The sequence below is a fragment of the Aureimonas sp. CAS genome, assembly GCF_059838215.1.
In genome coordinates, this window is sequence record NZ_CM187563.1 from 1219956 (window position 1) to 1245552 (window position 25597).

A 25597-nucleotide genomic window follows, 5' to 3' on the forward strand; every position below is an offset into this window, starting at 1 on the left:
AGCGCCCGCCGCTCGTCAGGCTTGCAAGGGGCCGAAGCGCAGCCGGAAGCGCCGGTTGGAGCGGCCCTTCTTCTCGATCTTGCCGATATGGACTGGGCCGATCTCGGCCGTGGAGCGGACATGCGTGCCGCCGCAGGGCTGCGAATCGACGCTTGCGTCCTCCCCGATGCAGACGAGGCGGACGCGGCCCGTCCCACGCGGCGGCTTGACGTTCGCCGATTTGACGAGGCCCGGATTGGCGTCCAGCTCCTCGTCGGTGATCCATCGCGTGAAGACCGGATAGTCGGCGGTGACGAGATCCATGAGGCGCGCCGAGATTTCGGCCTTGTTGGCCTCCATGTCCGGCAGGTCGAAGTCGATGCGGCTCTCCTCTTCGCCGACGGCAGCGCCGGTGACGGGAAAGCGGCAGACGACGGTGAGAAGGTGCATGGCCGTGTGCATGCGCATCAGCCGGTGGCGCCGCTCCCAATCCAGGCGCAGCGTCGCCGTCGTGCCGGGAGCGGGGAGGGCCGCGCCCTCCTCGGCCATGAGCAGGATCGAGCGCTTGTCCTCGCCATGGACCGTATCGACGATGCGCACGCGCGATCCGTCCGCGAATTCGGCATGGCCCGTGTCGCCGGGCTGGCCGCCGCCCGCCGCGAAGAAGTTGGACGCGTCGAAGACGAGGCCGCGCCCGCCTTCGATCCGCACCAGCGTCGCTTCCAGCGACGTCAGATAGGCGTCGTCGCGGAAGGCCTCGCGTGTCTCGCCGGCCATGTCAGGCGGCTTCGAAGGGAATGTCGAAGGACGGCTCGCGGCCGATCCAGTCCGGCGTCGGCAGACCCTTCCCGCGCAGGAAGTCCGGGTTGAAGAGCTTGGACTGGTAGCGATTGCCGTAGTCGCAGAGGATCGTCACGATCGTGTGGCCCGGCCCCATCTCGCGCGCCATGCGGATGGCGCCGGCGATGTTCACGCCCGACGAGCCGCCGAGGCACAGGCCCTCCTCGCGCACCAGACCGAAGATGATCGGCAGCGCCTCCTCGTCCGGGATCTGGTAGGCGAAATCCGGCGTGAAGCCTTCGAGATTGGCCGTGATGCGGCCCTGGCCAATGCCTTCGGTGATCGAATCCCCGGACGAGGCGAGCTCGCCGCGCGTGTAGTAGCTGTAGAGCGCGGCGCCCATCGGGTCGGCGATGCCGATCTTCACGTGGCCGGAGCGGCGCTTGAGGCCCATCGCCGTGCCGGCGAGGGTGCCGCCCGTGCCGACCGCGCAGATGAAGCCGTCGATCTGACCGCCGGTCGTCTGCCAGATCTCCTCGGCGGTGGTCACCGTATGGCCGTCGCGATTGGCGACGTTGTCGAACTGGTTGGCCCAGATCGCGCCCTGCGGATGGGTCTTCGCCAGCTGCTCCGCCAGACGGCCGGAGAGCTTCACGTAATTGTTGGGGTTGCGGTAGGGGACGGCCGGCACTTCGACCAGCTCCGCGCCCATCAGGCGCAGCGCGTCCTTCTTTTCCCCCGACTGCGTCTCGGGGATCACGATCACGGTGCGGTAGCCGAGCGCGTTGGCGACGAGCGCCAGCCCGATGCCGGTGTTGCCGGCCGTGCCCTCCACGATCAGCCCGCCCGGCTCCAGCAGCCCCTTCTCCTCGGCGTCGCGCACGATGAAGAGGCCGGCGCGGTCCTTGACCGACTGGCCGGGATTCATGAACTCGGCCTTGCCGTAGATTTCGCAGCCCGTCTCCTCCGACGCGCGATTGAGTCGGATGAGCGGCGTGTTGCCGATCGCATCGAGAACGGAAGTGTGGCGGGACATCGGGACTTTCAGGCGAGGTGACGACGTTCCGGGGACGGTAGGCAAGCGCAGGCCCGGAGGCAAGGATCGTGCGGGCTTCGCAAAGCCCACGATGGTCACCCCTTCACGGTCTCGTAGGCTTGAAGCGCGCGCCGACGCGCCTCGTCGTGATCGACGATGGGCTTCGGGTAGGTCTCGCCGAGCGTCACGCCCGCCTTCTTCAGAACCGTCTCCGAGGCTTCCCAGGGGGCGTGGATGACCTTGTCCGGAAGCTTTGCGAGTTCGGGAACGAAGCGGCGGATATAGTCGCCGCCGGCATCGAACTTCCGGCTCTGGGTAAGCGGGTTGAAGATGCGGAAGAAGGGCTGGGCGTCAGCGCCCGTGCCCGCGATCCACTGCCATTGCGAGGTGTTGGAGGCCGCATCCCCGTCCACCAGCGTGTCCCAGAACCAGCGCTCGCCTTCGCGCCAGTCGATGAGGAGATCGCGCGTCAGGAAGGAGCCGACGATCATGCGGACGCGGTTGTGCATCCAGCCCGTCTGCCAGAGCTGGCGCATGCCGGCATCGACGATGGGGTAGCCGGTCCGGCCGCGCTGCCAGGCTTCGAGTTCGCTCTTCGCCTTCCGCCACTCGAATGTCTCGAAGCGGGGGTTGAAGTCGCGCGTGCCGAGCGCCTCGAAATGGAAGAGGAGATGGGTGTTGAAGTCGCGCCAGATCAGCTCGCGCTTGAAGGTGGTGATCGCGCCGGAGGGGATGGACTTTCGCCGCGCTGCGACGGCGGCCGCCTCGTGCCAGAGCCGGTAGGGCGAGACCTCGCCGAATTTCAAATAGGGCGACATGCGGGACGTCTCGTCGCCGGACGGGTTCTCGCGCCCCGCTTCGTAGCCCTGGAGCAGCTCGTCGCAGAACGTCGCGAAGCGCTCGCGGCCCGCCGCCTCGCCGGGCTCCCAGGCCTCCGCGATCCCGCCTGACCAGTCGGGCCTGGTCGGGAGCAGGTCCCAGTCCTCCAGCCTGTCGGAGCGGGGCAAGGTTCCGGGCGAATGCAGCTCGTCCGGCGCATCGATCGGGTCGCGCGGGTCGCCCGCTTCCTCCAGCTTGCGCCGGAAGGGTGTGTACACCTTGTACCAGCTCCGCGACCCCGTCTTCACCTTGTCCGGGTCGTGGAGAATATTCGCCGTGAAGACGTCGATCTCGACATCGTCGAGCGCTTCCCGGACCGCGTCGTCGACGTTCCGCCCCGCCCGGTCGTATCGGCGGTTGAAATAAAGCCCGCCGGCCTTCGCCTCGCGCACGACCTCCGGCACGATCTCGGCACCCTTGCCGCGCCGCAGGATCAGCTTCGAGCCGAGTTTCTCGAGCGAGACGCCCAGCGCCTTCAGCGAATGGTGCAGCCACCAATGATGCGCCCCGCCGAGCGCGCGGATGCCGTCGCTCTCCTCGTCCAGCACGTAGAGAACGACGACCGGGCGGCCGGTCTCGGCCGCGTGGGCGAGCGCGGGATTGTCGTCGAGGCGAAGGTCGTTCCGAAGCCAGACGACGATCGGGGAGGGCGCTGCCATGCGGATCTCTACTTGGGGGAACGTTCGGCCTGTCGCCCCTTCGCCGTCGGCACGGGCGTCTGGGCGGCCTGCCGCGCCTGCTGCATCATGCGGCGCTCGCGCCGCCTCTCCCACCAGACGGTGGACCGCCGACGCCAGCGCCTCACGATGGCGAAGTCGATCGACAGGATGATGAGGCCGACGGGCAGCATCCACAGACCGAGGATCGGCAGGAAGCTGAAGATGCCGCCGACCACGAAGGAGGCCCCCAGCGCGACGCGCGCGATTCGCGAGGCGGGCAGGCGGATGGACCGTCCGAACACCTCGATCGTGTTGCCGCGAAGCCGGAAATATCGGCGCGGCTTGGTCACGGCGCGTGTCTCGGGTTCCGGAATGTCCGGCATGGAAGGGGCTCGCGTTGCGTCGGGCGCTATATGAGGCTTGGAAGTGTCAATGTCGCGTTCGCGAATGACGCATGGGGGCGATTTTCCTCGCGGCCCCGGCTTGGCAATCGGGCGACCCCTTGCTATAGGCACCCTCGCTTGGCGCCGCAGCGACGGTTTCCAGGCTGTTCCCCGGTAGCTCAGTGGTAGAGCACTCGACTGTTAATCGATCGGTCGCTGGTTCGAATCCGGCCCGGGGAGCCACAAACCCTTGAGAACAAGGGCTTACAGCCGGTTCGCCACACCGGTTTCCAACCTTCCGTTTTTTCAGTTCCGTCCGATGAGTCCTACGTCCAGGCGGACGTCCTGGGATTGCGCCACTCCGCGGGCTCGTCAGCGTTGCATGATCGGAACCAATGGCTCCGCCATGGTCAGACGACGACGCTCGGCTTAGCGCTCAGCCACCTTCCACCCGTGTCGGGATTTCGTCGGAGAAGCGTCCGTCGCAAGAGGCTTCGATACAGGCAGCCTACCGGAAAACTTTCACGCGAAGGTCCGCTCCGACGAACCGCCTCGTCTGGCCGGTCTACTGCGCGGGCTGAACCGGCCGCGCGGTCTTGAGGCCCGGACGTCCGCGCTGCAGCCACGAAGCTGCGACGACCGCGCGGGGCGCGTTCATGGCAAGAGGCGATTGAGGGGCGGCCCAGTGCGTCATGGCGATCTCCTTCTAGCGTCAACGCGATCCGATTCCGACCGTTCCGATATCGTTAACCGATGACGCCGGTGTGAACACCGCGCTTCGCCGGGGCAGGTCATTCGTGCAGTCGGGTCGGCTTCGTTCGCCGGCTGATGATTCAGCAGCAGAGGCCCGGACGCATCACACGCATCCGTGATCGGATCGGTTCGTATGTACCGGTCATGACCACACGCCCGTCCTACACCCACGTCTTTCATCTGATCCTGGAACTGCGCCAGGCCGCGCTGGAGAACGCCGAGGAGGCGCTGGCGCGCGAGGACGGCGGATGGGGGCTGTGCCTCGGCGCGGCCCTCGCCAGCGATGCCGCGGACGCACTCGAAGCGATGCTCGCCGAGCGCGGAGGGCCGAGGGCGAAAGGACAACCGTCCGTCGTCTCGATCCGGTGCGGGCCGTCGGGAGGGGAGGAGCGCGGCAGGCCGCGCGGCGCCGTCTCGCCCGGCCATTGAAGCATCGGTCCGAAGATCGGAATCGTTTTTCGGAAAGCCTGATGCGCAGGTTCAAAAAGATGGAGCGACCTTCGTGCGTCCGAACGGACGCATGGCGCTCTGAGGCGGCATCGTCGCAGACGGACAGGCGAACCGCATCGAAGACGGTTCGGATACGCGGGATCGGGCGATGCCGCGTGTTCCGGGGCGGAACGCTGCGATGTGGGGCGAAATATTCGCCCCAAAACGAACGAGGCCCACGCCGGCTGCCGGCGCGGGCCTCGCGAATCTGTCAATCCGGCTTAGAGAGCGCGGAGATTCACAGCCTTGTCGCCCTTGCCGCGGCGATCGGCTTCGGAATCGAACGAGACCTTCTGGTTGTCCGACAGGGTCGACATTCCGGACCGCTCCACATCGGAGATGTGAACGAAAACGTCCTTGCCGCCGCCGTCGGGGGTGATGAAGCCGAAACCCTTGTCGGCGTTGAAGAACTTTACAGTGCCAGTAGCCATAGTACCAATCGCGCAATCGTATGGGCGTCGTTGCCCGGCATCAGCATCGCGGGTTTTGCACCAAATAGCAAACCATGTTCTTGCGGCGGCGCAGAAGAGATGCGCGGCGCGACGTCGTTGGGCGCGTCGGAGCCCCTGAGAATGGCACGGCGCGGCCGCCCGTCAAGTCGGCTCGGGCGACGTGCTTTTCATGCCGCGCCCCCGGCGGGCCGGAGCTTCGGCTCGGGTGAAGCCGCCAAGATAGTATCGAAGACGAACGATCTGCCGTATCTCCCGCAGCGAAGGGGAGAGGGGAATCATGATCGCAGCAGCGGCGTTCGCACTGGTCGTGGCGGGAGGAATGGTGAAGGGCGTTCTGGGGATCGGCCTTCCCATGGTGGTGGTGCCGACCCTGACGCTTCTCGTCGGCCTGCCGACCGCGCTCTCGATCCTCGCCATTCCGATGATCTGCTCGAACCTCTGGCAGGTCTGGCAATTCCGAAAGAGCCGGTCCCAGCGGATTCCGATGGGGCTGTTCATGGCTTCGGGCGCATTCGGCGTCGGAATGGGGGTCTGGCTGCTCGCCAACATTCCGGCCCACTGGATCGAGGCGGGTCTCGGGGGCCTGCTCCTCACCTATCTGGCGATGCGCTTCGCCCAGCCGGACATGGTGCTTTCGCCCGCCGGCGCCGCGAGGATCGCGCCGGTCATCGGCTTCGGGTCCGGCGCCCTTCATGGCGCGACCGGCATCTCGGGGCCGCTGGGCGTCACCTATTTCCACTCGATGCGGCTGCTTCGGCCCGACTTCGTGTTCTGCACCGGCCTGATGTTTCTCGGCTTCACGTCGGTCCAACTGCCGCTTCTCTACGCCGCCGGCTTCTTCGACGCGCAGACGGCCAAGCTCGGCCTCCTGTGCCTGCCGGCCGTGGCCCTCGGCCTCGTCATCGGCAACTGGATCGCGCGCCGGGTCGACAAGGTGCTCTTCGACCGGCTGGTGCTGGCGATCATCGTCTGGATGACGGTCTCGCTGCTGTGGCGGTCGATCCCGGAAATCCTCGCGGGTTGAGGGTCAGCGCCGCGGCTTCAGCCGCCGGAACAGCGAGCGCACCCGCCATACGCTCTGCTGCGCCTTGCGGACGCGCATGAGGCCGGCGCTCGCCCGCTCCACGGTCCGCTCGGTCTTCGGATCGAGGCCGATGACGAGGGTTCCGATCTCGATGCGCTCGCGCCAGAGCCGGTTGACCAGCCCGTGGTCCGGCACCGCGCAGGAATCGACGACGCGGATGGCGGGGTCGCGCAGCATGTCGAGCGACGCTTCGGCGAGAAGCTGGAAGCCCGGCGAGATGTCGGCCTGCGTCTCGTCGTAGGCGATCTTCCACAGCACCGCCTCGCCGCCCGTCACGAGCAGGACCGCGCTCGCGATGGCGCGCCCGTCGAGCGTCAGATTGTACACCCGCACGCGGCCGAGCTCGGCCAGACCGTCGAGCGCTTCGCGGGCGAAGGCGGCGCGGTAGCGGTCGTTCAGGAGCGCGGAGCGCGCGCGGCCCTTCCATCCGCTCGCCTCCAGCTCGAGGAAGATTTCGGCCGCCTCTCGCACCTCTGCCCGCTTGGCGGCGACCGAGAAGCCGACGCGGCCGCGCGCGGCGAGCCGGCGTTGGAGGCGCGCGTGTTCGCGCAGGCGCCGGGGCGAGAGCGCCGTGCCGAGAAAGAGATCCGGCGCGGACGTGGCGTCGAGGCAGGCGCGGCGTCTGCGATCGACGATCCGCACGGGCAGCGAGCGGCGTTCGGCCTCCGCCATGAGCGCCCCCGCCACGGCTCCGTCGAGCCGCAGATCCGGCAGGACGAAAAGGCCGGGCAGGCGCGATGTCGGATCGCGAAGCGTGTCGAAGAGGCTGGCGACCGTTCCGGCCGGGTCGTCGTGGTCGATCGGCGGTCCGCCGCGCGGTGCGAAGGGATGCGCCCAGGCCCGCACGCAGGACGGACCGCCGAAGAGGCCGGTCGTCTCCACCGAGAAGGGCATCAGGAAGCGCAGACGGCTGCGCCCCTCCGCCTCGTCGCGCGCCACGAGAAGGCGGACGTGCCGGTCCTCCAGACGCGGCATTGCGGGGACCAGAAATTGCGGCGCGTGAAACGGGATCGGCTCGATCGCCCGCCGCGTCAGGAATTCCAGCTCCTCGACGAGATCGAAGGCCGCCAGCGGCTCATAGATGTCGAAGCGGCGCCGGCTCACGAGCGAGCCGACGCCCACGGGCCCGGGAACGGGCGGGGAGAACGCGGGCGAGGGCCCCATGTCGGGGAGGGAACGCCGCGGTGCGGCCATCGAGAACGGTTCCACCAGCAGGGAGAGGGCATCGACCCCATCCTCGCACGCGAAGCCCTTACAATTAGTTGTGGTTGCAGCGACGGGTCACCCCGAGAAGCCGCCCTCGTCCAGGAACGCCTGCTCCTCGGGCGTGGTGTCGCGGCCTAGGATCGCGTTGCGATGGGGAAACCGGCCGAACCGTGCCACGATGTCCCGGTGATCGATCGCGTAGGGCACGTTCTCCTCGCCGATCTCCTCCATCAGCGTCACGCACTCCTCCTGCGCCTTCAAATCCTCGGCGTGCATGTGCGGCATGGCAAAGAACTGGTTCAGGTCCTCGCCGACGCGATGATGGTCGCCGCGCTCGATGGCGCGTCGCGCGATCTCCAGCGCCCTCTCGTCGTTCTCGTACATCTTCGGCGTGTCGCGGAAGATGTTGCGCGAGAACTGGTCGAGCACGATAACGAGGGCGAGAGCGCCGTTGGGCTCGTCCGCCCAATGGTCGAGTTCGCCGGCCGCCGCCCGCTCGTGAATGTCGGCGAAGCGCTGGCGGATGGTCTCGTCGAACGCTTCGTCCTTCGCGAACCATTTGTCGGGTCCGGCCTCGCGCCAGAAGTCGACGATGGTCTGGGGATCGATGGAATAGGCGTTCATGTGAGGTTCCCGAGCATCGAAAGGAGCGGTTTTGCCGGCTACAGATAGGATGAGCCGCGCGGGTTCGAAAGACGCCGGACAGTTGGCGGAGACGCTGGACCTGCGCGGGCTGCGCTGCCCGCTTCCCGTGCTCAAGACCGCCAAGCGGCTCGCCTCGATGCAGCCCGGCGAGCGCGTGACGATCCTGTGCGACGATCCCTTGGCGGGCCTCGATCTGCCCGCCTTCTGCGCCCAGGAAGGGCAGGGGCTCGTCGAAGCGGTGGCGCAGGACGGATCGAGCGCGCGACGCTTCGTCGTGGAGCGCGGGGCAGACGCACCGGCGCTCGGCCGAAACTAGCCGCTACAGGGGCGAGAAAGCCGCGTTTCTCGCTTTCGCGCTTCCACGGGCGCTCTACCGGAAGCTCATTCCGGGCACGGCGAGCGGGTTGTCGATCAGGCCCGCGCGATCCGGCGCATCGACGCGCGGCTGGCCCGCGAAGGCCGCGAAAAGCCCGCGCACATAGGTCTCGTCGAGGTCTTCGCCGATCAGGACGAGACGGGATTCCCGCTCCATGGCTTCGGGCCACGAGGGCAGCCGCATGGGCGGGTGCATGTACCCCCGCACCCCGTGCAGGACGAGGGGCCGTTCGGGATCGTCCGAGGTTCGCACGATCGCCTTCATGCGCAGAAGGCGCGGGCCCTGCGTCTGGCCGAGGAGCCCGAGAAACTCGCGCAGCGCCTGCATCGCGATGGGCTTGGCCTCCACCAAGGAGAAGCTCTTCACTCGGGGCGCGTGGTGCCCGTGCCCGTGATGATGACGATGGTGGTCGTCGTCGCGGGCGGGCTCCACGCGGGCCTGTCCGAGCCAGCGGGCGACGTTCGGCATGCGCGTGGCCGGGTCGTAGAGGCCGGCCTCGACGATGGCGATCGGGTCGGCCTCGGCCGCGCGGACGATCGGGGCGGACGGGTTCAGGCGCGCGATCAGGCCGTCGAGCGCCCCTTTCGGCGCGATGTCGGGCAGATCGGTCTTGGTCAGGACGATGCGGTCGGCGCAGGCGATCTGGCGCTCGGCTTCGACCCGTCCCTCGATGCCCTCCAGCCCCGCTGCCGCATCGACCACGCAGACCACGGCGCCCAGCGCGTAGGACTGGACGAGCGCGGGATGGGCCATCAGAGAGGCGAGGATGGGCGCAGGGTCGGCCAGCCCGGTGGTCTCGATCACGACGCGCGAGAGCGGGCGGATGCCGCCGGTCTGAATGCGGTCCACGAGGTCGGCGAGCGTGTCGACGAGGTCGCCGCGCACCGAGCAGCAGACGCAGCCGTCCGAGAGTTCGATCACCTCCTCGCCGGACGTCTCGACGAGCAGATGGTCGATGCCGACCTCGCCGAACTCGTTGACGATCACCGCCGTGTCGGTGAGCCGTGAGTCGCGCAGGAGACGGTTGAGGAGGGTCGTCTTGCCCGCGCCGAGAAAGCCGGTCAGGAGCGTGACGCGGATCGGCTGGCCGTTACCGGGCATCCGAACCCTCCTCGGTTGCGGCCGCGGCCGGCAGTTCCCCGGTGCCCGGGCGCAGCTCGCCCGTTCCGGGGGCGGTCTGCGCCACGTCGCCGGGCCGGGCCGGGCGGGGCGTCGGAAGCGGGATGTTGTAGGCGGCGATGACGGAGATGCCGGCCTCGATCGTGTCGGTGCCCGCGGCGCCGCCGAGGCCGACCTGAACGGCCGCGCGCGGCCGTTCGAGCCGCGTCATGTAGGGCGAGCCGAAGGCCAGCTCGCGCTGGTCCTCCAGCTCCCGCTCGTTGGCCCGCGCCGTTCGCCCGGTCGAGGAGCAGATCTCCTCCGAGATGTCGAGCGGCTCGCCCGTCGCGGTCGGAAGCTCGTCGATGGTCGTCTCGACGCTGTTCGGATCGGTCCTGAACCCGTTTTCCAGAAGCAGCGCCGCCTCGCGCGCGCGGGTGATCGCCGAGGGCGCGCCGAGCACGGCGGCGACGAGGGTGCGCCCGTCGCGCGTCGCCGAGGCGACGACGTTGAATCCGGAGGCGCAGATGTATCCCGTCTTCATGCCGTCGGCGCCCTCGAACTGCCCGATGAGGTCGTTGCCGTTGCGCATGATCTCGGTGCCCGTCGAGATGGCCTCCGAGGAGAAGAATTCGGCGAAGAGCGGGAATTCGCGGCGGATCGTCATTCCGAGAATGGCGAGATCCTTGGCGCTGGAGCGCTGGCCGGGACCGGGCAGCCCGTTGGCGTTGATGAAGCGGGTGTCGTCCATGCCGAGGCGCTCGGCCTCGCGGTTCATCATCTCGACGAAGCGCGCCTGCGATCCGCCGGCCAGCGTCTGCCCTATGGCGGTGGCGACGTCGTTGGCGCTCTTCACCAGGATCATGCGCAGGGCGTTGTCGAGCCGCATGACCGAGCCCGGATCGTACCACATCTTCGAGGGCGCCTCGGCCGCGGCCTCGCGCGTCATCACCACGGGCGTGTCGAGCGCTGCCTCGCCGGCCTCGATGGCGCGGAAGGCGAGATAGGTCGTCATCAGCTTGGTGGTGGAGGCGGGATAGCGCCGCTCGCTCGCGTCGGCCTGCGACAGCACCTTGCCGGTCGCGACATCGACGACGACGGTGGACATGGCGTCCGCCGAGCCCACGAGGGCGAGGACCGAAAAGAGCGTCGCCGCCGAAAGTCTCGCAACAGTGATCATGCCGACCGACCTTATCTCCGGCTGCGCTCGCGTTCGTCGATGGGGACGAATGGACGGGATTCCCCCGCGCCGACGACAGAGACCCGCGCCGTTCGAACGTCAAGGTTCGCGCAGCGACTATCCGGCCCTTATGACCGACTCGTGGCAGCTTCCGCCACCGCCGGCTCGCCCGAATGGCAGAGGGGCGCGATCGCCGGGATTCCTCGGCAGGGCGGGGCGCTGCATCCAGGCCGGGCAAAACGCCACCCTCGATTGCCGGTTCGCGCTACGTGAACCGACTGTTAATAGTTAATCTTTAGACATTCCGATGTTGCGGACGTTCAGCCGCGCCCATTCTGGCAACATCGGAGCAAGTTTGATGCATCGGCTTTTCGTTCTCGCCCTGCTCGGGTCGAGCGCCTTCGGCCTCCAGGTCGCCCAGGCGGCGGACTTCATCCCGACCCCGCCTCCGGTGATCGTGGAAGAGAAGCCCGACTATTCCGGTTGGTACATCCGCGGCGACGTCGGCTACCTCTTCGAGTCGAAGACGGACCTGAACTACCGCATGTGGGACAGCCACGACGAACACGATTCGCGCTACCATTTCGACCGCGTCCGTCATCAGAGCGGCTTCACCGCCGGCGCCGGCGTCGGCTATCGCGTCGCGACGCACTTCCGCACGGATCTGAGCGCCGACTACTACTCGTTCGACACCAAGGGCGAGAGCCGCTGCCCGCGCGTTCCGTTCCGCGAGTCCTTCGCCTACGGCTACGGCGGCAACGACGCCTGCACGCTCAACGACACGTCCAGCGCGGACGTCTGGACCGTCATGGCGAACGCCTATGTGGACCTGCCCTATTTCGGCATGGTGACCCCGTATTTCGGTGCCGGTATCGGCGCGGCGCACGTCTCCTACGGCGAGATGCGCAACGTCATCACCAACAAGTACACCGGCGAGGCCTTCTTCGAGGACAAGCATCAGGGCGAGAACTCCTGGCGCTTCGCCTCCAGCCTCATGGCCGGCGCGAGCATCGACATCACCAGGAACCTCGCGCTGGACGCCGGCTATCGCTACACTCGCGTCTTCTCGGGCGACGCCTTCGGCTTCGACACCGCCGACATCGCCGATGGCGCCACGGGCGTGCAGTCCAAGGACAACGGCTTCAACATCCACGCGCTGCGTGCGGGCCTGCGCTACTCCTTCTTCTGATCGCTTCGACCTCCAGTCCGGCGAGCCGAAGGGGCCGTTCCTCCGGGAGCGGCCCCTTTTCGTTGGCGCGCGGCGCCACCCGCCTCCAGCCCCGCGCAGGGTTAACAAACAGGGTTAATCGGACCTTAACGGTTAACGGCGCATGGTCCGCCTCGACACTTCCCGCCCCGGCCGGAACGAGACTTCGAGGACGAGACGACATGACCATCGGCAGGACGCTCCTGATCGCACTCACGGGCACGCTCGCAGCGAGCGCCGCGCAGTCGGCCGACTACGGGCCGATCTATTCGGGCCTTCTGGAATCGGCGCCCGAGCTTCGTCCGGTCGAGATCGGCACGGGCTGGTATCTTCGCGGCGATGTCGGCTACGAGCTGAACGCCGACACCGACGCGTCGCTGTCCGCCTCCACGCCCTTCGAGCGCGCGTCCGTCCCCTTCGACAGGCTCCGCATGGACGACGCCTTCACCGGCGGCGCGGGTTTCGGCTATCGCTTCACCGAGTATCTGCGCGCCGATCTGACCGCGCGCTACGGCCGGCACGACGTCGAAGGTTCCCTGACCCTGCCCGACGCGGCCTGCTTCGCCGGGGCGCAATGCGTCGGCACGCTCTCGACCAAGGCCCGGACATGGGACCTGATGGCGAACGCCTATGTGGATCTGGGCACCGTCGCGGGCTTCACCCCCTATGTCGGCGGCGGTCTCGGTGCGGTCAACGTGGACTACGGCGACATCTCCGCCACAGGTTGCGTGAGCTTTCCCGGCAGCCTCGAGTGCGAGGACGTCGGCTTCGACGGCGCCGATTCCTGGCGCTTCGCCTACAATCTCCAGGCGGGCGTCGCCTACAACTTCAACCGCTCGCTCGCGCTCGACGTCGGCTATCGCTACCTCAACGTCGATGGCGGCACGATGACCTCCGGCCCGATCGCGCCGGGCATCGATTTCGCCGCCGAGGACGACGGCTACGACCGCCACAAGATCACCGCCGGCCTGCGCTACAGCCTCTGGTAGGACTTCCGCGCGGCTCGGATCGGATGCGGCCGGCGCGCGTTTCGCCCTCGACCATCTGACGGTCGAGGATACCGAAATGACCGAGAAGCCCGAAAAGCTCGATAAGACGAAGACCGAGGACGGCGCCAGGCATCCGGCCGGGCCCCACGCCAAGCCGGAGCTGACGAACGAGGATGCGACGCCCGGCACGGGCAGCCTGCCTGACGTGAGCGAGGACGCCGACGCCGAGGGCGGCACGGGCTGACCGCCGCCTCTTGAACGGCCAAGCCGTTCGATTAAATCGTGAATCGCCGGTCGCTGTAAGGGCCGGCGGGCCGACCGGATCACCGTCGGCCCACCCGCTTGTATCCATGTTGCTCGAAGGAGGATGTGGCTATGAGAACCACTTTCGACTTTTCTCCCCTATTCCGGTCGAGCATCGGCTTCGACCGGATGCTGAACGCGCTCGAAGCCGCGAGCCGCGTCGAGCCCCTGCGCAGCTGGCCGCCCTGCGACATCGTCCGAACGGGTGAAGACGACTATCGCATCGACATGGCGGTGGCCGGCTTCGGCCAAGACGATCTGACCGTCACGCAGGAACAGAACGTCCTCGTTGTGACCGGGCGGACGGCCGCCGAGGACGAGGGAGCGCCGCCCGCCGGCGGGTTCGCCCGACGCGACTTCCAGCGCCGCTTCGAACTGGCCGACCACGTCACGGTCACGGGGGCGCGCCTCCACAACGGCATGCTGACGATCGACCTTACGCGCGAGCTTCCCGAAGAGAAGAAGCCGCGCCGGATCGAGATCGGCGCCAGAACCGCGCTGCCGAGCCCTGAAAAGAAGAAGCAGATCGAAAGCCGCAAGCAGGCCGCCTGACCGTTCGGGCGGACGAGCTTCGATCATGGCGCCGGACACTGTCCGGCGCCAACCGGAAACGCTTTGTCGAAACGAGGGAAAGGAGAAGAATCATGAGTGTCCGCGATCTGATCCCCTGGAGCAGAAGCGACGAGAACCGGGCTCCGACGGTTTTTCGCGAGGGCGAGCGCGATCCGTTCCTGTCGCTGCAGCGCGACGTGAACCGCCTGTTCGACGACGTTCTGCGCGGGTTCGGATCAAGCCTGCCGGCCTTCGCCGGCCAATGGCCGAGCATCGAGATCTCCGATCGTGAAACGGAGATCGAGGTGACGGCCGAGATGCCGGGGCTCGACGAGAAGGACGTCGAGGTCCTGCTTCAGGATGGGGCGCTGGTCCTGAAGGGCGAGAAGCGCTCCGAGACGCATGACCGCGACCGCCAGTTCTCCGAACGGTTCTACGGGCGCTTCGAGCGCCGCATCCCGCTCGGCTGCGAGGTCGAGAACGACGCGATCGACGCGCGGTTCAAGAACGGCGTGCTGACCGTCAGCCTGCCCAAGAGCGAACGGGCGCGCTCGCAGGTCAAACGCATCGCCATCACCAGCTGATGCGCACCGTCCGCCGGCGGCGATCCAGTTCACCGCCGCCGGCGGTTACGGCATCGGCCCGAAAATCGAAATCGATTTCCGGAAAGCCCGATGCGCAGATTCAAAGAGATGGACCGACCTTTGTGCGTCCGAACGGACGCACGGCGCTCTGTTAGCCGAGGGAGGTGCAGATGAACGAAAGGACTTATCGACCCGGCCGGTCGAACCGGACCCCGATCCCGGCAGGCTGGCCCTCCAATCACGACCGGACGGAACCGCTGGCTCTCGCGCCGCCGATCTTTCCGGAGGATGCGGTCGCGGTGATCGACAGGCCGTCCCGCTCGGTGATGACGTCGGGCAAGGCGCGCACGAAGGGGTGGCGCCTGCGGTTCGAACGGCGCACCGAGCCCTTCATCGAGCCGCTCATGGGCTACACCGGCGGCGGCGACACGCTCGTCCAGGTCGAGCTGCGTTTTCCCACGCTCGGGGCGGCCGTCGATTATGCCGAGCGGCAGGGCCTGACCTACCGCATCCGGTCCGACGGCTCGGCCGTCGCCGGAGCCGCACGCGGCGGGACCGGCAGCCATGCCGGCATCGGGGCGCACCTTTGAGGGTTCGCACCGAGCCGATCGGAGAGGGGGAGGGCGGCCCGAAGGCGGCCCTCCCGTTCGTCATTGGCGGGCGGCCCAGCTTCGCATGGCCGCCGCCAGAAACGCGGCGAAGCCGGGCTCGATGCTCTCGTAACGGGCGACGAAATCGGGATGGCCGAGATAGGTGTCGGCCAGACCGGCATAGGCCGCGACCGGCGCGTCCTGCCCCCAACTCGACTTCACCCATGCGAAATGCCGCTCGATCAACGGATCGAGCGCTTGTGCCTCCGGCGGCGTTCCCCGGCGGAGTTCGTCGGCAAGGCCCGTTTCGATCTCCCTCAGCTCGGCCATCATGGCCTCCCGCTCGGCCGCGGTCAGGCGTCCCATCCGCCTTTTGCTCGTCTCGATATGGCCCTTCATCTCGGGCCCGTGGGTCTTCACCAGCCAGGCCTCGTACTCGGCCTGCGTCCTGGGGTCGACGATGCCGGAGTAAAGTTCGGAATCCGTCATGGCTCGATCTCCTTCGAGTTCGGCGATCGTGCGGTCGATCGTCCTCAGCATCTCGGCGGAACGGGCCGCTTCTTCGGCGATGCGCCTGCGCTGGGACCTTAAGGCCGTCAGGCGATCGAAGCCCGGCGCATCGAGGATCGACCCGATTTCGGCCAATGGAATGCCGAACTCGCGGTGGATCAGGATCTGCTGCAGACGCAGCAGTTCCTCGCGGCCGTAATAGCGGTAGCCGTTCTCGCCGACAGCGGCTGGCCGGAGGAGGCCGATCTCGTGGTAGTGATGCAGCGTGCGCACGGAAACGCCCGCCATCGCCGCGACATCGCTGACCTTGTAGCTCGCCATGTCTCTTCTCCTGCCGCTGTCCGCAGGACGCTTCCATGGGGCCTCACGGCACGTGAGGGTCAAGCGGCGTTCCGCCTCGAATCTGCGAGGATGCCGCGAAGGCCTCTGTCGGCAGGGAAGCGAAGATCGGCTGTTGCAGCTCGTCCTTGCATGGCGGAAGGGGTGGGATTCGAACCCACGGTACGGTTACCCGCACGGCGGTTTTCAAGACCGCTGCCTTAAACCACTCGGCCACCCTTCCGGATCACCGTTCGCCCGCATCTCCGGCTCGGCTCGCCTGTCCGCGAGACGACGGACCTCGATCGAACGGGCCAGCCCTCCGGCTTTAGCGCCCGCCGGATCACGGCGTCAACACGCGTCGGCCGGGACGCCCATGCGTTCGCGGTCGCAGGTCGCCGGCAAGGTGGAACGGGGCTGAACGCGGGGCGGTCGCGTCACACGAAACCGCTGGACGGGGAGGAAGCACTCTGGTCACATGGCGGTGATTGCGATGGCCACCGCACGCGCGCGTTTCGCGAACGCCCCATCGTCTGGTCTCGTCGGGCTGGAGCGTTCAGATTGGTCGGCCGCTATCCTCTCTCACTCGTGGCGATCGGCTCGCTCGTGTCCGCGGCACAGGCCGCCGAGCCCTTTCTCATGGTCGCCGAAGACACGGCATCGGCGGGCGTCCAGAGCGCCGCGCCGCCGGCCCCCTTTCGAATGGAGGCGAGCGACATCGTCTATTCCGGCTCCGAGCGGGCCGAGGGCGAGGCGATTACCCGCAATGCCGACGAGCGGGTCTTCTTTCTCGATTCGAGTTCGGCGGCCGATTCCACGATCGTTCTGAACGAGGGCGGCGCGGCCCGCTTCCAGGAACGCAGCACGGCCGAAGCGGCGCGCTTGACGGTGAACGGCACGGCCGACTTCTCGGATGGCTCGAATGCCGGCTCGGCCGGGATCGTGACCAATGCCACGGGTGTCACGCGCTTCTCCGGTGCGGCCTCCGCCAGCTCGGCCGTCATCGAGAACAACGGCCGGCTCACGTTCGAGGGCCTGTCCGATGCCGCCAATTCGGCGATCACCAACAACGAAAGCGGCACCGTCACATTCGCCGGCTCGTCGAGCGCCGGCGGCGGCCAGGCGCTGACCAACAGCGGCACCTTGCGGTTCACCGACGCCGCGACGGCCGACGCGCGCTTCGTCGCGAACAACCAGACCGGGCGCGTTCTCTTCGAGGGTTCCTCCAACGCCGGTGAAAGCGTGATCGCCAACAGCGGGTCGCTTCGCTTTGCGGACCGGTCCGGCCTTGCGGCGGGTCGGGTCGTCGGCAATGCGGGGGAACGATCGAGTTCGGAGACGATGCGAGCGCCGGCTCTGGCGAGATTTCGCATGCCGGCACGCTGCGCTTCTCCGGCCGGTCCTCGGCGGGCTCGGCGCTGGTCGAGACGCAGACCGGCGGAACCACCTTCTTCGTGGACGAGGCGTCGGGCGCCTCGTCCGAAATTCGCCTTCAGGCCGGATCGGTCATCGACTTCTCGGGGCTTGCGACGAGGGCGACGAGCGTCGCCTCCATCCTGGGGAACGCGAGCATTCTCCTCGGCGGCACTGCGCTGACGGTCGGCGACGACGGGCCGCAACGAACGGCCGGCGGCTTCTCCGACGGCGGCGCCTTCGGCGGAAGCGGAGGGTCCCTCGTCAAGGTCGGGAGTTCGGTTCTCGGCCTCGAAGGAGCCAACCGCTACACCGGAGCGACGGCGGTCCGGGAAGGCACGCTTCTCGGCGCGTCCGAAGGGGCCTTCGCGCCGCGCTCCGCGGTGATCGTGAGCGAGGGCGCTCTCCTCGATCTCGGCGGGTTCGATCAGGAGATCGGGTCGCTGGCGGGCGGCGGCCGCGTGGACCTCGCCGCCAACATCCTGCGGCTCGGAGGAGACGGTCGCTCGACCGTCTTTTCCGGCAGCTTCGGCGGTGCCGGCGGGTTCGAAAAGCTCGGGGGCGGCACCTTCGTCCTGACCGGGGCGAGCGAGAACTTCGGTGCCTCGCTCGTCGCAGGCGGCACGCTGGTGGTGGACGGGTCCATGCCGCTGCTGCCGGTGACGATACGGTCCGGCGCGACATTGTCGGGCGCCGGGACGCTCGGCTCGGCCAACGTGGAGAACGGCGGCCGGGTCGCGCTGGGCCGTTCGAACCTGACGCTTGCCGGCGACCTGTCCTTCGAGGCGGGATCGGCCTTGCGCATCGCCGCGGGCGGGGCGGCCGGGCGGCTGACTGTCGGCGGGACCGCGCGACTGGGCGCAGCCGATGTCGTCGTGGACCTCGATCGCGCGGTCAGCTTCCTGAACGAGCAGCGCTTCACCATCCTGCAGGCCGGCGTGCGGGAGCAGGAATTCGCGCGTCCGACCCTGACCACCGATTCCGCCTTCCTGACCTCGTTCATCGACTACGACGACCGGAGCGCGACGCTGGTCGTCCGCTCGCGCGATCCGGGGATCGTGACGCCTCCCGGTTCGCCGCCGCCGATCTTCGTGCGGGCGAGCGAGACGCCCAACCAGTCGGCGACCGCCGGGGCGCTGGACGGGCTGGACCAGACGGTCGGTTCGCAGAGCCTCGCGCTCTACAACGCGATTCTCTTCTCCAACGCGCCGAATGCCAGGGCCGCGTTCGATCAGTTGTCCGGGGAGGCAAGCGCTTCGGTGCGCGGCGCCCTCGTGGACGGCAGCGGAGCTTCCCGCGGCGCCGTCCTCTCTCGTCTCAACGGCGTCTTCGGCGTCGTCGCCCAAGGGAGCGACGGGCCGGTCGGGGAGGGCCGGTTCCTGTCCTCCGGCTTCTGGGCGGATGGGTTCGGTGCCGTCGGCCGGGCAGACGGTAACGGCAACGCCGCGCGGGCGGACCGCGACGCCGGCGGAATTTTCCTCGGCGGCGACACCGCGATCACGTCCGATGCCACGCTCGGACTGTTCGGGGGCTACAGCCACGGCTGGCTGGATACACGCGGTTCGAGCGCTGAAGTGGACACGATCCATGCCGGTGCCTATGGCGGCGCGGCGTTCGGTTCGTTCGAAATCCTGGCGGGCGCGGCTTACGCCTGGAACCGCGTGGACGTTCGACGCGAGGTCGCCTTTCCCGGCTTCTCCGACACACTGTCGGCGAGCTACGACGCGGATGTCGCGCAGGTCTTCGGCGAGATCGGCTACCGCACCGAGCTCGGCGGGGTCGGCGTCAAACCGTTCGCCGGGATCGCCTATGTGCATCTGGATGCCGATGGCTTCACCGAGCAAGGCGGCGCGGCACGCCTGACGACGAACGCCGCGTCGTCGGAAACGGTCTTCACCACGCTCGGCCTGCGGGTCGACCATTCCATGACGGTGGCGGGCCGGGAGCTTCTTCTGCGCGGCATGGCAGGATGGCGGCATGCCTCGGGCGACACGACCCCGAGCGTCACGAGCGCCTTCCTGACAGGTCTGCCGTTCACGGTGGAGGGCGCATCGCTGTCGAAGAACGCCGCGGTTCTGGAAGCCGGTTTCTCGACGCAGCTTCTTCCGAACCTCTCGTTCGATGTCGACTATGTCGGCCTCTTCGGCGAGGACGGCATGGACAACGGCCTGCGCCTCGGCATCTCGAGCCGCTTCTAGAGTGCCGTGCGTCCGAACGGACGCACAAAGGTCGCTGTATCTCTTTGAATCTGCGCTTCAGGCTTTCCGAAGATCGATCCCGATTTTCGGGCCGATGCTGCAGGCGGATGGCGGACGTTCAGCGTCGCATCGGACGCGGGTCGCGACGCGTCAGAGGACGTAGCGCACCGCGACGAAGCCGCCGATGAGGAGGGCGAGTCCGCCGGCGAAGACGAGGCCGAGCCGGCGCTCGATGAACTCGCGGATGGGCGGGCCGAAGGCGTACAGGAGCGCGGCCACCAGGTAGAAGCGCGTTCCCCGCGCCAGCGCGGACAGGAGCACGAAGCTCAGGAAGTCGAGCCCGGTCGCGCCGCTCGCGATGGTCACGACTTTGAAGGGGAACGGCGTCAGCCCCGCGATCAGCACGATCCAGGCGCCGTACTCGTTGTAGGTCACGGCGAATTCGGCGAACCGATCGGCATAGCCGTAGAAGGCGAGGATCGGCTGGGCCAACTGCTCGAAGAGCACCGCGCCGATGAAGTAGCCGGCCACGGCGCCCAGCACCGACGTCACCGTACAGATGAAGGCGAGGCGCCAGGCGCGCCGCCGGTCCGCGATGACCATCGGGATGAGGAGCGCGTCCGGCGGAACCGGGAAGAAGGAGCTGTCGGCGAAGGAGACGGCGCCCAGCGCGTAGCTCGCGCGCGGGCGCGCGGCCAGCCGAAGGGTCCAGTCGTAGAGAGCTCTGATCATGCCGCTGTCCCGCCGTTGGTGTCCGGCGAGATACAGACCGAACCGGACTTGGGCCAGCCCCGGACGACGGTTTCGGACTGATCGGAGCGCGCCGTAGGATCGTTGCGGGCCTGCGCGCCGGACTTCAGCGGTCCGCCACCGGTGCAGCGGCGGCGGACCGGTCGGCGCTCGGGGCACGAGGCGCCCTCAGTTCTTGGCGTCGAGCCTCTCCTCGACCTTCCGTCGGCTGTTTCCGACCTCCTTGACGGCCTTCCTCACGGCGTCCTTGCTCTCGCCGGTCTTCTCGGCTTCGTAGCGGACTTCGTGATCCTGCCCGCCCGCCACGCGGGCACGGTCCTGCGGTGTGTTTCCCATCCTGGCCTCCGTTGCCGTTCCTCGCCATCAACGTGGAGAGGATTCGAGCGTTCAGAACGGATTGCGTAGACGGGAATCGATGGCCGGAGGCGACGGGGGCGGACGCTTCCGTCCGCCCCTTGCGCGGTCGTCAGCTGTCGCGCTTGCCCTGCGCGTCGCGCACGAACTGCGAGACGCGGCCGGCCTCGGCGGGGCTGCCGATCTTCTCGCGACGATCGCTCTCCACCGGGTTCATGCCGCGATCCTTCGTTCGTCCGGCGGACGGACGCTCGGGGGAGGGCGCATTGCGCTTGAGCTTCAGAGCGCGGCGCGCGTTCTTCTGCAGCTCGGTCTTCTCGGAGGCCTTGCGGCGGCGCGTGCGCTCCTTGTTGGCGCGCGAGACCGCCTCGGCCAGAAGGCTCGACTTCTCGCGAAGGCCGCTCGATTCCTTCGTGTCGATCCCCGCACCGCCGCGTCGCGCCGCCCCGCGCCGGCGGGTCGACATGTCGCGCGCGCGATCGCGCCGCTCGCGAAGGCGAGAGATCAGCTGGTTCAGATCGGTGTCGCCGAGTTCGGCAAGGGCGGGACGACGCGTCTTCTCGACCATCTCCAGCTCGTCCTTGTCGAGGATGCGCTGCTCGTCCTTCCTGCGGGTCGCCATTTCAACTCCTTCTGGCTGTTGGTCACCTTCAGCCAACTATGCAGGACCGGCGCGCGTTCCAGCCTTCGAGCGCGCTTGACGCGCGACATTTCCGGGAATAAACGCGACGGCGGGACACGCCTCCCCAACGAGGCGCTTACTATCTGGAAGGATAGACCAGATGGCTGATGCCACCACGCCGGAATTACGTCCGGCCGACCCCCGCTTCTCGTCCGGCCCCTGCGCCAAGCGTCCCGGTTGGACGCTGGATGCGCTCTCCGATGCGCCCCTCGGGCGCTCGCATCGGGCCAAGATCGGCAAGACCAAGCTTCTCCAGGCGATCGAGGGCACCCGCGAGGTGCTCCGCGTTCCCGCCGACTATCGCATCGGCATCGTGCCGGCGTCCGACACGGGCGCGGTCGAGATGGCCATGTGGTCGCTGCTCGGCCAGCGCGGCGTCGAAATGCTCGCCTGGGAGAGCTTCGGCTCCGGCTGGGTGACCGACGCGGTCAAGCAGCTCAAGCTCGCCGACGCGACCGTGCGCGAGGTCGGCTACGGCGAGATCGTCGACTTCGCCGAGGTGGATTTCGACAAGGACGTCGTCTTCACCTGGAACGGCACCACCTCCGGCGTGCGCGTGCCGAACGGCGACGCGATTCCCGCGAACCGTCAGGGCTTGACGATCTGCGACGCGACCTCCGCCGCCTTCGCGCAAGAGCTTCCTTGGGACAAGCTCGATGTCGTGACCTTTTCCTGGCAGAAGGTGCTCGGCGGCGAGGCGGCCCACGGCATGCTGATCCTCTCGCCGCGCGCGGTCGAGCGTCTGGAGAGCTACAAGCCGGCCTGGCCGCTGCCGAAAATCTTCCGCCTCACCAAGGGCGGCAAGCTGATCGAGGGCATCTTCAAGGGCGAGACGATCAACACGCCCTCGATGCTCTGCGTCGAGGACTATCTCGACGCGCTGCAATGGGCGAAGGGCCTCGGCGGGCTGGACGGGCTGATCGCCCGCGCCGACGCCAATCTCGCGGTCGTCGAGCGTTTCGTGGACGCCAATCCCTGGCTCGGCTTCCTGGCGAAGACGGCCGAGACGCGCTCCAACACCTCCGTCTGCCTGACCTTCACCGACGAGGCCGTGACCGCGCTCGATGCGGACGCCCAGGCGGCCTTCGCCAAGGCGGTTGCCACGCGGCTGGAGAAGGAGGGCGTCGCCTTCGATATCGGCGCCTATCGCGACGCGCCTCCGGGGCTGCGCATCTGGTGCGGCGCGACCGTCGAGACCAGGGACGTCGAGGCGCTCATGCCCTGGATCGCCCACGCCTATCAGGCCGAGAAGCAGAAGCTTTCGGGTGTCTGACCGAGCGGCGAAGCTGCTTCCTTCTCCGGAACGGGAGAAGGTGCCGGCAGGCGGATGAGGGCTTGAAGACCGCGGACTTCTCCTCCGCGCGATCCGGCCCGACGCCGCACCCTATGAAGCCCTCACCCGGCCCTGTCGGGCCACCCTCTCCCGCGATGCGGGAGAGGGAAGGGCGCTCTTCTCTTTCAATCGCTTCCCCATTTCTCCTCAACGGAGCACTCCCATGGCACCCCGCGTTCTCGTTTCCGACAAGCTTTCCCCCACCGCCGTCCAGATCTTCAAGGATCGGGGCGTCGAGGTCGACTATCTGCCCGATCTCGGCAAGGACAAGGAGAAGCTTCTGGAGGTCATCGGCCAGTATGACGGCCTGGCCATCCGCTCGGCGACCAAGGTCACCGAGAAGCTGATCGACGCCGCGACCAAGCTGAAGGTCGTCGGCCGCGCCGGCATCGGCGTCGACAATGTCGATATCCCGGCCGCTTCGCGGAAGGGCATCATCGTGATGAACACGCCCTTCGGCAATTCCATCACCACGGCCGAGCACGCCATCGCGCTGATGTTCGCGCTCGCCCGCGAGCTGCCCGCCGCCGACGCCTCCACGCAGGCCGGCAAGTGGGAGAAGAACCGCTTCATGGGCATCGAGATCACCGGCAAGACGCTGGGCGTGATCGGCTGCGGCAACATCGGCTCGATCGTGGCCTCGCGCGGCGTCGGCCTCCGCATGAAGGTGATCGGCTTCGACCCCTTCCTCAGCCCCGAGCGCGCGCAGGAGCTCGGCATCGAGAAGGTCGAGCTGGACGAGCTCTTCCGCCGTGCCGACTTCATCACGCTGCACACGCCGCTGACCGACAAGACGCGTAACATCATCGATGCCAAGGCGCTGTCCACGATGAAGGACGGCGTGCGCATCATCAATTGCGCGCGCGGCGGGCTCATCAACGAGGCGGATCTCGTCGAAGCCCTGAAGTCCGGCAAGGTAGCGGGCGCCGGCATCGACGTGTTCGAGGTGGAGCCGGCGACCGAGTCGCCGCTCTTCGGCCTGCCGAACGTCGTCTGCACGCCGCATCTGGGCGCCTCGACCTCTGAAGCGCAGGAGAACGTCGCGCTTCAGGTCGCCGAGCAGATGGCCGACTATCTGGTGCGCGGCGCGGTGACCAATGCGCTCAACATGCCCTCGATCACCGCCGAGGAGGCGCCGATCCTAACGCCCTTCGTGAAGCTGGCCGAGATCCTCGGCTCTTTCGTGGGACAGGTGACGGAGGACCCGATCCTCTCGGTCGAGATCCTGTTCGACGGCCAGCCTTCGCAGATGAACACCCGCGCCCTGACCTCGGCGGCCCTCGCCGGGCTGCTCAAGCCGCAGATGCAGTCGGTCAACATGGTCTCGGCCCCGCTGATGGCCAAGGAGCGCGGCATCCAGGTCTCGGAGGTCCGCCGCGACAAGACGGGCGTCTTCGACGGCTACATCAAGGTCACGATCAAGACGGCCAAGATGGAGCGTTCGATCGCCGGCACCTGCTTCTCGGACGGCAAGCCCCGCTTCATCCAGATCAAGGACATCAACATGGAGGCCGATGTCGGCCGCCACATGCTCTACACGACCAACAAGGACGTGCCGGGCGTGATCGGCGAGATCGGCATGACCTTCGGCAAGGCGGGCATCAACATCGCCAACTTCCATCTCGGCCGCGACGTCGAGGGCGGCAACGCGATCGCGCTGCTCTATCTGGACGGCCCGCTGTCGGACGCCTTCATCGCGGAAGTCGCCTCGCTGAAGGCGATCGGCCAGGCCAAGCTTCTGGAGTTCGATGTCTGAGGACGCAAGCGAGCCTCGTGACGGAAAGGGGCGCTTCGGCGCCCCTTTTCGTGCGCTCAGGCGGCGACGGTCTTGCGGGCGCGCTCGGCCAGCGTGATCCCGCCGACGACGAGCGCCAGCGCCACGAAATGGTAGGGCAGGAGCCGTTCGCCGAGGATCATGACCGCGAGGGCCGCGCCGAACAGCGGCACGAGATTGATGAAGAGATTGGCCCGGTTGGCGCCGATCGCCTCGACGCCGCGGATGTAGAAGCTCTGCGCGACGAGCGAGGGGAAGATCGCCGTGTAGAGGACGATCGCCCAGCCGCGCGCGTCCGGCGCGTCGTGAACGCCGAGCCAGATCTCGCCAAGCGCGAAGGGAACGGCGGAGAAGGCGGCGCCCGCCGCCAGAACGAAGGCCATGGTCATCCAGTGGAGGCGCGGCTTGGAGCGCAGCGCCACCGTGTAACCGCCGTAGAGGAGCACCGCGAGAAGCATCAGCGCGTCGCCGCGATTGAAGTCGAGCGAGAGGAGGGCGCCCGGATCGCCCCGCGTCGCGGTCAGGACGACGCCGATCGCGGTGAGGCCGAAGCCGAAGATCTGGACCGGCAGGACCCGCACCTGGAAGAACAGGAACATGCCGAGAAAGACGATCAGCGGCATGGCGGACTGGATGATCGTGACCTGGACCGCGCTCGTGTAGACGAGCGCGAGATAGAAGACGCAGTTGAAGACCGTCATCCCGCCCGCGCCCAGCAGGAACAGGTACAGCCAGCGCTCGCGCACGAGCGGCCAGTCGGCCTTGACGTGCGGCCATGCCAAGGGAGCGACGAGGGCGAGCGCGCACACCCAGCGCAGGAAGGTCAGCGCCATGGGCGAGACGTGCCCGACGGCGAGCTTGCCCGCCACCGCGTTGCCGCCCCAGAAGAGCGCCGTGAGACCGAGCAGGATGTAGGGGTGGGACAGGAGGCGGGCCATTCGCCTTCCATAAGCCTGCGTTACGATCGTCGGCAAGGCGTCCGGCCCGCCTTCTCCCGCGACTTTCGCAGAGGCCCGCCGGGGCCAAGGGCAAAAAGGCACG

At 67.8% G+C, this 25597-nt stretch carries 27 protein-coding genes and 2 tRNA genes; 13 read left to right on the forward strand and 16 right to left on the reverse strand.

The genetic code is table 11. The features are described 5' to 3' along the window. Positions 1 to 15: 15 nt before the first annotated feature. The 4 genes from AC6R2M_RS05935 to AC6R2M_RS05950 all read right to left on the reverse strand — a co-directional run bounded on the left by AC6R2M_RS05935 (position 16) and on the right by AC6R2M_RS05950 (position 3716). Positions 16 to 756 carry an alanyl-tRNA editing protein gene (locus AC6R2M_RS05935; protein ID WP_500486429.1) on the reverse strand — a complete coding sequence of 247 codons (741 nt, stop codon included), beginning with the start codon at positions 754 to 756 and terminating at the stop codon, positions 16 to 18. A gap of 1 nt (position 757) precedes the next feature. Continuing rightward, on the reverse strand, positions 758 to 1795 hold the full coding sequence (locus AC6R2M_RS05940) for a cysteine synthase A (RefSeq protein WP_500486431.1): 1038 nt from the start codon (positions 1793 to 1795) through the stop codon (positions 758 to 760). Between the two features lie 95 nt (positions 1796 to 1890). After that, positions 1891 to 3333: a cryptochrome/photolyase family protein gene (locus AC6R2M_RS05945; RefSeq protein ID WP_500486433.1), complete on the reverse strand. Its 1443-nt coding sequence runs from the start codon at positions 3331 to 3333 to the stop codon at positions 1891 to 1893. Between the two features lie 8 nt (positions 3334 to 3341). Continuing rightward, positions 3342 to 3716: a hypothetical protein gene (locus tag AC6R2M_RS05950; RefSeq protein WP_500486435.1), complete on the reverse strand. Its 375-nt coding sequence runs from the start codon at positions 3714 to 3716 to the stop codon at positions 3342 to 3344. 168 nt (positions 3717 to 3884) lie between these two features. Here AC6R2M_RS05950 and AC6R2M_RS05955 point away from each other — a divergent pair. Next, a tRNA-Asn gene (locus tag AC6R2M_RS05955) sits at positions 3885 to 3959 on the forward strand. A gap of 654 nt (positions 3960 to 4613) precedes the next feature. After that, a complete protein-coding gene (locus AC6R2M_RS05960) occupies positions 4614 to 4898 on the forward strand; it encodes a hypothetical protein (RefSeq protein WP_500486437.1) in 285 nt (94 codons plus the stop codon). 281 nt (positions 4899 to 5179) lie between these two features. On the opposite strand, the gene AC6R2M_RS05965 is transcribed toward AC6R2M_RS05960, so the two are convergent. Beyond that, positions 5180 to 5389, reverse strand: coding sequence for a cold-shock protein (locus AC6R2M_RS05965; RefSeq protein WP_500486439.1), 210 nt, complete (start codon positions 5387 to 5389; stop codon positions 5180 to 5182). Between the two features lie 298 nt (positions 5390 to 5687). On the opposite strand from AC6R2M_RS05965, the gene AC6R2M_RS05970 reads away from it, so the two are divergent. Then, positions 5688 to 6434 (forward strand): sulfite exporter TauE/SafE family protein, encoded by a 747-nt coding sequence (locus AC6R2M_RS05970; RefSeq protein ID WP_500486441.1) that lies wholly within the window; start codon positions 5688 to 5690, stop codon positions 6432 to 6434. A 3-nt stretch (positions 6435 to 6437) separates the two neighbouring features. On the opposite strand, the gene AC6R2M_RS05975 is transcribed toward AC6R2M_RS05970, so the two are convergent. Both AC6R2M_RS05975 and AC6R2M_RS05980 read right to left on the reverse strand, forming a co-directional pair. Continuing rightward, a complete protein-coding gene (locus AC6R2M_RS05975) occupies positions 6438 to 7598 on the reverse strand; it encodes a GNAT family N-acetyltransferase (protein ID WP_500486443.1) in 1161 nt (386 codons plus the stop codon). Positions 7599 to 7775: 177 nt separating this feature from the next. Then, entirely contained in the window at positions 7776 to 8324 is a 549-nt protein-coding gene (locus tag AC6R2M_RS05980; RefSeq protein WP_500486445.1) for a DUF924 family protein, read from the reverse strand. Between the two features lie 82 nt (positions 8325 to 8406). On the opposite strand from AC6R2M_RS05980, the gene AC6R2M_RS05985 reads away from it, so the two are divergent. Further along, positions 8407 to 8661 carry a sulfurtransferase TusA family protein gene (locus AC6R2M_RS05985; protein ID WP_500486447.1) on the forward strand — a complete coding sequence of 85 codons (255 nt, stop codon included), beginning with the start codon at positions 8407 to 8409 and terminating at the stop codon, positions 8659 to 8661. Between the two features lie 54 nt (positions 8662 to 8715). Here the strand turns inward: AC6R2M_RS05985 and AC6R2M_RS05990 are convergent, their stop codons facing one another. Continuing rightward, complete coding sequence (locus tag AC6R2M_RS05990) at positions 8716 to 9822, reverse strand: CobW family GTP-binding protein (RefSeq protein WP_500486449.1); 1107 nt, start codon at positions 9820 to 9822, stop codon at positions 8716 to 8718. Beyond that, the gene (locus tag AC6R2M_RS05995) at positions 9812 to 10999 is read right to left on the reverse strand and encodes a D-alanyl-D-alanine carboxypeptidase family protein (protein WP_500486451.1); all 1188 of its coding nucleotides are present in this window, start codon (positions 10997 to 10999) and stop codon (positions 9812 to 9814) included. The genes AC6R2M_RS05990 and AC6R2M_RS05995 overlap by 11 nt, the downstream gene beginning before the upstream one ends. A gap of 358 nt (positions 11000 to 11357) precedes the next feature. On the opposite strand from AC6R2M_RS05995, the gene AC6R2M_RS06000 reads away from it, so the two are divergent. From AC6R2M_RS06000 to AC6R2M_RS06025, 6 genes are all read left to right on the forward strand, one after another. Continuing rightward, positions 11358 to 12188, forward strand: a complete 831-nt coding sequence (locus tag AC6R2M_RS06000; protein WP_500486453.1) for an outer membrane protein — start codon at positions 11358 to 11360, stop codon at positions 12186 to 12188. A gap of 200 nt (positions 12189 to 12388) precedes the next feature. Next, complete coding sequence (locus tag AC6R2M_RS06005) at positions 12389 to 13195, forward strand: outer membrane protein (protein WP_500486455.1); 807 nt, start codon at positions 12389 to 12391, stop codon at positions 13193 to 13195. Positions 13196 to 13271: 76 nt separating this feature from the next. Continuing rightward, positions 13272 to 13439, forward strand: coding sequence for a hypothetical protein (locus tag AC6R2M_RS06010; RefSeq protein ID WP_500486456.1), 168 nt, complete (start codon positions 13272 to 13274; stop codon positions 13437 to 13439). A gap of 131 nt (positions 13440 to 13570) precedes the next feature. Next, a complete protein-coding gene (locus AC6R2M_RS06015) occupies positions 13571 to 14050 on the forward strand; it encodes an Hsp20 family protein (protein ID WP_500486458.1) in 480 nt (159 codons plus the stop codon). Positions 14051 to 14142: 92 nt separating this feature from the next. Continuing rightward, complete coding sequence (locus tag AC6R2M_RS06020; protein ID WP_500486460.1) at positions 14143 to 14634, forward strand: Hsp20/alpha crystallin family protein; 492 nt, start codon at positions 14143 to 14145, stop codon at positions 14632 to 14634. Positions 14635 to 14804: 170 nt separating this feature from the next. Next, on the forward strand, positions 14805 to 15224 hold the full coding sequence (locus AC6R2M_RS06025; protein ID WP_500486462.1) for an NADH dehydrogenase ubiquinone Fe-S protein 4: 420 nt from the start codon (positions 14805 to 14807) through the stop codon (positions 15222 to 15224). 60 nt (positions 15225 to 15284) lie between these two features. On the opposite strand, the gene AC6R2M_RS06030 is transcribed toward AC6R2M_RS06025, so the two are convergent. The 3 genes from AC6R2M_RS06030 to AC6R2M_RS06040 all read right to left on the reverse strand — a co-directional run bounded on the left by AC6R2M_RS06030 (position 15285) and on the right by AC6R2M_RS06040 (position 17305). Beyond that, positions 15285 to 16055 (reverse strand): MerR family transcriptional regulator, encoded by a 771-nt coding sequence (locus AC6R2M_RS06030; protein WP_500486464.1) that lies wholly within the window; start codon positions 16053 to 16055, stop codon positions 15285 to 15287. A 151-nt stretch (positions 16056 to 16206) separates the two neighbouring features. Then, positions 16207 to 16296: transfer RNA gene (locus tag AC6R2M_RS06035), tRNA-Ser, on the reverse strand. Between the two features lie 478 nt (positions 16297 to 16774). Then, positions 16775 to 17305 (reverse strand): hypothetical protein, encoded by a 531-nt coding sequence (locus AC6R2M_RS06040; RefSeq protein WP_500486466.1) that lies wholly within the window; start codon positions 17303 to 17305, stop codon positions 16775 to 16777. 201 nt (positions 17306 to 17506) lie between these two features. On the opposite strand from AC6R2M_RS06040, the gene AC6R2M_RS06045 reads away from it, so the two are divergent. Continuing rightward, entirely contained in the window at positions 17507 to 19663 is a 2157-nt protein-coding gene (locus tag AC6R2M_RS06045; protein WP_500486468.1) for an autotransporter family protein, read from the forward strand. A gap of 150 nt (positions 19664 to 19813) precedes the next feature. Here the strand turns inward: AC6R2M_RS06045 and AC6R2M_RS06050 are convergent, their stop codons facing one another. The 3 genes from AC6R2M_RS06050 to AC6R2M_RS06060 form a co-directional block, all read right to left on the reverse strand. Then, a complete protein-coding gene (locus AC6R2M_RS06050) occupies positions 19814 to 20395 on the reverse strand; it encodes a YqaA family protein (protein WP_500486470.1) in 582 nt (193 codons plus the stop codon). A 186-nt stretch (positions 20396 to 20581) separates the two neighbouring features. Next, positions 20582 to 20749 carry a DUF3606 domain-containing protein gene (locus AC6R2M_RS06055; RefSeq protein ID WP_500486472.1) on the reverse strand — a complete coding sequence of 56 codons (168 nt, stop codon included), beginning with the start codon at positions 20747 to 20749 and terminating at the stop codon, positions 20582 to 20584. A 130-nt stretch (positions 20750 to 20879) separates the two neighbouring features. After that, on the reverse strand, positions 20880 to 21389 hold the full coding sequence (locus tag AC6R2M_RS06060) for a hypothetical protein (RefSeq protein WP_500486474.1): 510 nt from the start codon (positions 21387 to 21389) through the stop codon (positions 20880 to 20882). A gap of 160 nt (positions 21390 to 21549) precedes the next feature. Between AC6R2M_RS06060 and AC6R2M_RS06065 the strand changes: the two genes are divergently transcribed. Both AC6R2M_RS06065 and serA read left to right on the forward strand, forming a co-directional pair. Continuing rightward, positions 21550 to 22722 carry a phosphoserine transaminase gene (locus AC6R2M_RS06065; protein WP_500486476.1) on the forward strand — a complete coding sequence of 391 codons (1173 nt, stop codon included), beginning with the start codon at positions 21550 to 21552 and terminating at the stop codon, positions 22720 to 22722. A 223-nt stretch (positions 22723 to 22945) separates the two neighbouring features. After that, positions 22946 to 24538 (forward strand): phosphoglycerate dehydrogenase, encoded by a 1593-nt coding sequence (serA, locus tag AC6R2M_RS06070; protein WP_500486478.1) that lies wholly within the window; start codon positions 22946 to 22948, stop codon positions 24536 to 24538. 56 nt (positions 24539 to 24594) lie between these two features. Here the strand turns inward: serA and AC6R2M_RS06075 are convergent, their stop codons facing one another. After that, the gene (locus AC6R2M_RS06075; protein WP_500486480.1) at positions 24595 to 25494 is read right to left on the reverse strand and encodes a DMT family transporter; all 900 of its coding nucleotides are present in this window, start codon (positions 25492 to 25494) and stop codon (positions 24595 to 24597) included. Between the last annotated feature and the right edge of the window lie 103 nt (positions 25495 to 25597).

Bases quoted from the DNA above. Each gene is read 5' to 3' on its own strand.
- AC6R2M_RS06065 (WP_500486476.1), top strand. From the start codon at position 21,550: ATGGCTGATGCCACCACGCCGGAATTACGTCCGGCCGACCCCCGCTTC.
- AC6R2M_RS06075 (WP_500486480.1), bottom strand. From the start codon at position 25,494: ATGGCCCGCCTCCTGTCCCACCCCTACATCCTGCTCGGTCTCACGGCG.
- AC6R2M_RS05945 (WP_500486433.1), bottom strand. From the start codon at position 3,333: ATGGCAGCGCCCTCCCCGATCGTCGTCTGGCTTCGGAACGACCTTCGC.
- serA (WP_500486478.1), top strand. From the start codon at position 22,946: ATGGCACCCCGCGTTCTCGTTTCCGACAAGCTTTCCCCCACCGCCGTC.
- AC6R2M_RS05935 (WP_500486429.1), bottom strand. From the start codon at position 756: ATGGCCGGCGAGACACGCGAGGCCTTCCGCGACGACGCCTATCTGACG.
- AC6R2M_RS06050 (WP_500486470.1), bottom strand. From the start codon at position 20,395: ATGATCAGAGCTCTCTACGACTGGACCCTTCGGCTGGCCGCGCGCCCG.
- AC6R2M_RS06060 (WP_500486474.1), bottom strand. From the start codon at position 21,389: ATGGCGACCCGCAGGAAGGACGAGCAGCGCATCCTCGACAAGGACGAG.
- AC6R2M_RS06005 (WP_500486455.1), top strand. From the start codon at position 12,389: ATGACCATCGGCAGGACGCTCCTGATCGCACTCACGGGCACGCTCGCA.
- AC6R2M_RS05965 (WP_500486439.1), bottom strand. From the start codon at position 5,389: ATGGCTACTGGCACTGTAAAGTTCTTCAACGCCGACAAGGGTTTCGGC.
- AC6R2M_RS05940 (WP_500486431.1), bottom strand. From the start codon at position 1,795: ATGTCCCGCCACACTTCCGTTCTCGATGCGATCGGCAACACGCCGCTC.
- AC6R2M_RS05995 (WP_500486451.1), bottom strand. From the start codon at position 10,999: ATGATCACTGTTGCGAGACTTTCGGCGGCGACGCTCTTTTCGGTCCTC.
- AC6R2M_RS06000 (WP_500486453.1), top strand. From the start codon at position 11,358: ATGCATCGGCTTTTCGTTCTCGCCCTGCTCGGGTCGAGCGCCTTCGGC.
- AC6R2M_RS05960 (WP_500486437.1), top strand. From the start codon at position 4,614: ATGACCACACGCCCGTCCTACACCCACGTCTTTCATCTGATCCTGGAA.
- AC6R2M_RS05970 (WP_500486441.1), top strand. From the start codon at position 5,688: ATGATCGCAGCAGCGGCGTTCGCACTGGTCGTGGCGGGAGGAATGGTG.
- AC6R2M_RS06020 (WP_500486460.1), top strand. From the start codon at position 14,143: ATGAGTGTCCGCGATCTGATCCCCTGGAGCAGAAGCGACGAGAACCGG.
- AC6R2M_RS06030 (WP_500486464.1), bottom strand. From the start codon at position 16,055: ATGGCGAGCTACAAGGTCAGCGATGTCGCGGCGATGGCGGGCGTTTCC.
- AC6R2M_RS05950 (WP_500486435.1), bottom strand. From the start codon at position 3,716: ATGCCGGACATTCCGGAACCCGAGACACGCGCCGTGACCAAGCCGCGC.
- AC6R2M_RS06015 (WP_500486458.1), top strand. From the start codon at position 13,571: ATGAGAACCACTTTCGACTTTTCTCCCCTATTCCGGTCGAGCATCGGC.
- AC6R2M_RS05980 (WP_500486445.1), bottom strand. From the start codon at position 8,324: ATGAACGCCTATTCCATCGATCCCCAGACCATCGTCGACTTCTGGCGC.
- AC6R2M_RS06055 (WP_500486472.1), bottom strand. From the start codon at position 20,749: ATGGGAAACACACCGCAGGACCGTGCCCGCGTGGCGGGCGGGCAGGAT.
- AC6R2M_RS06010 (WP_500486456.1), top strand. From the start codon at position 13,272: ATGACCGAGAAGCCCGAAAAGCTCGATAAGACGAAGACCGAGGACGGC.
- AC6R2M_RS06025 (WP_500486462.1), top strand. From the start codon at position 14,805: ATGAACGAAAGGACTTATCGACCCGGCCGGTCGAACCGGACCCCGATC.
- AC6R2M_RS05990 (WP_500486449.1), bottom strand. From the start codon at position 9,822: ATGCCCGGTAACGGCCAGCCGATCCGCGTCACGCTCCTGACCGGCTTT.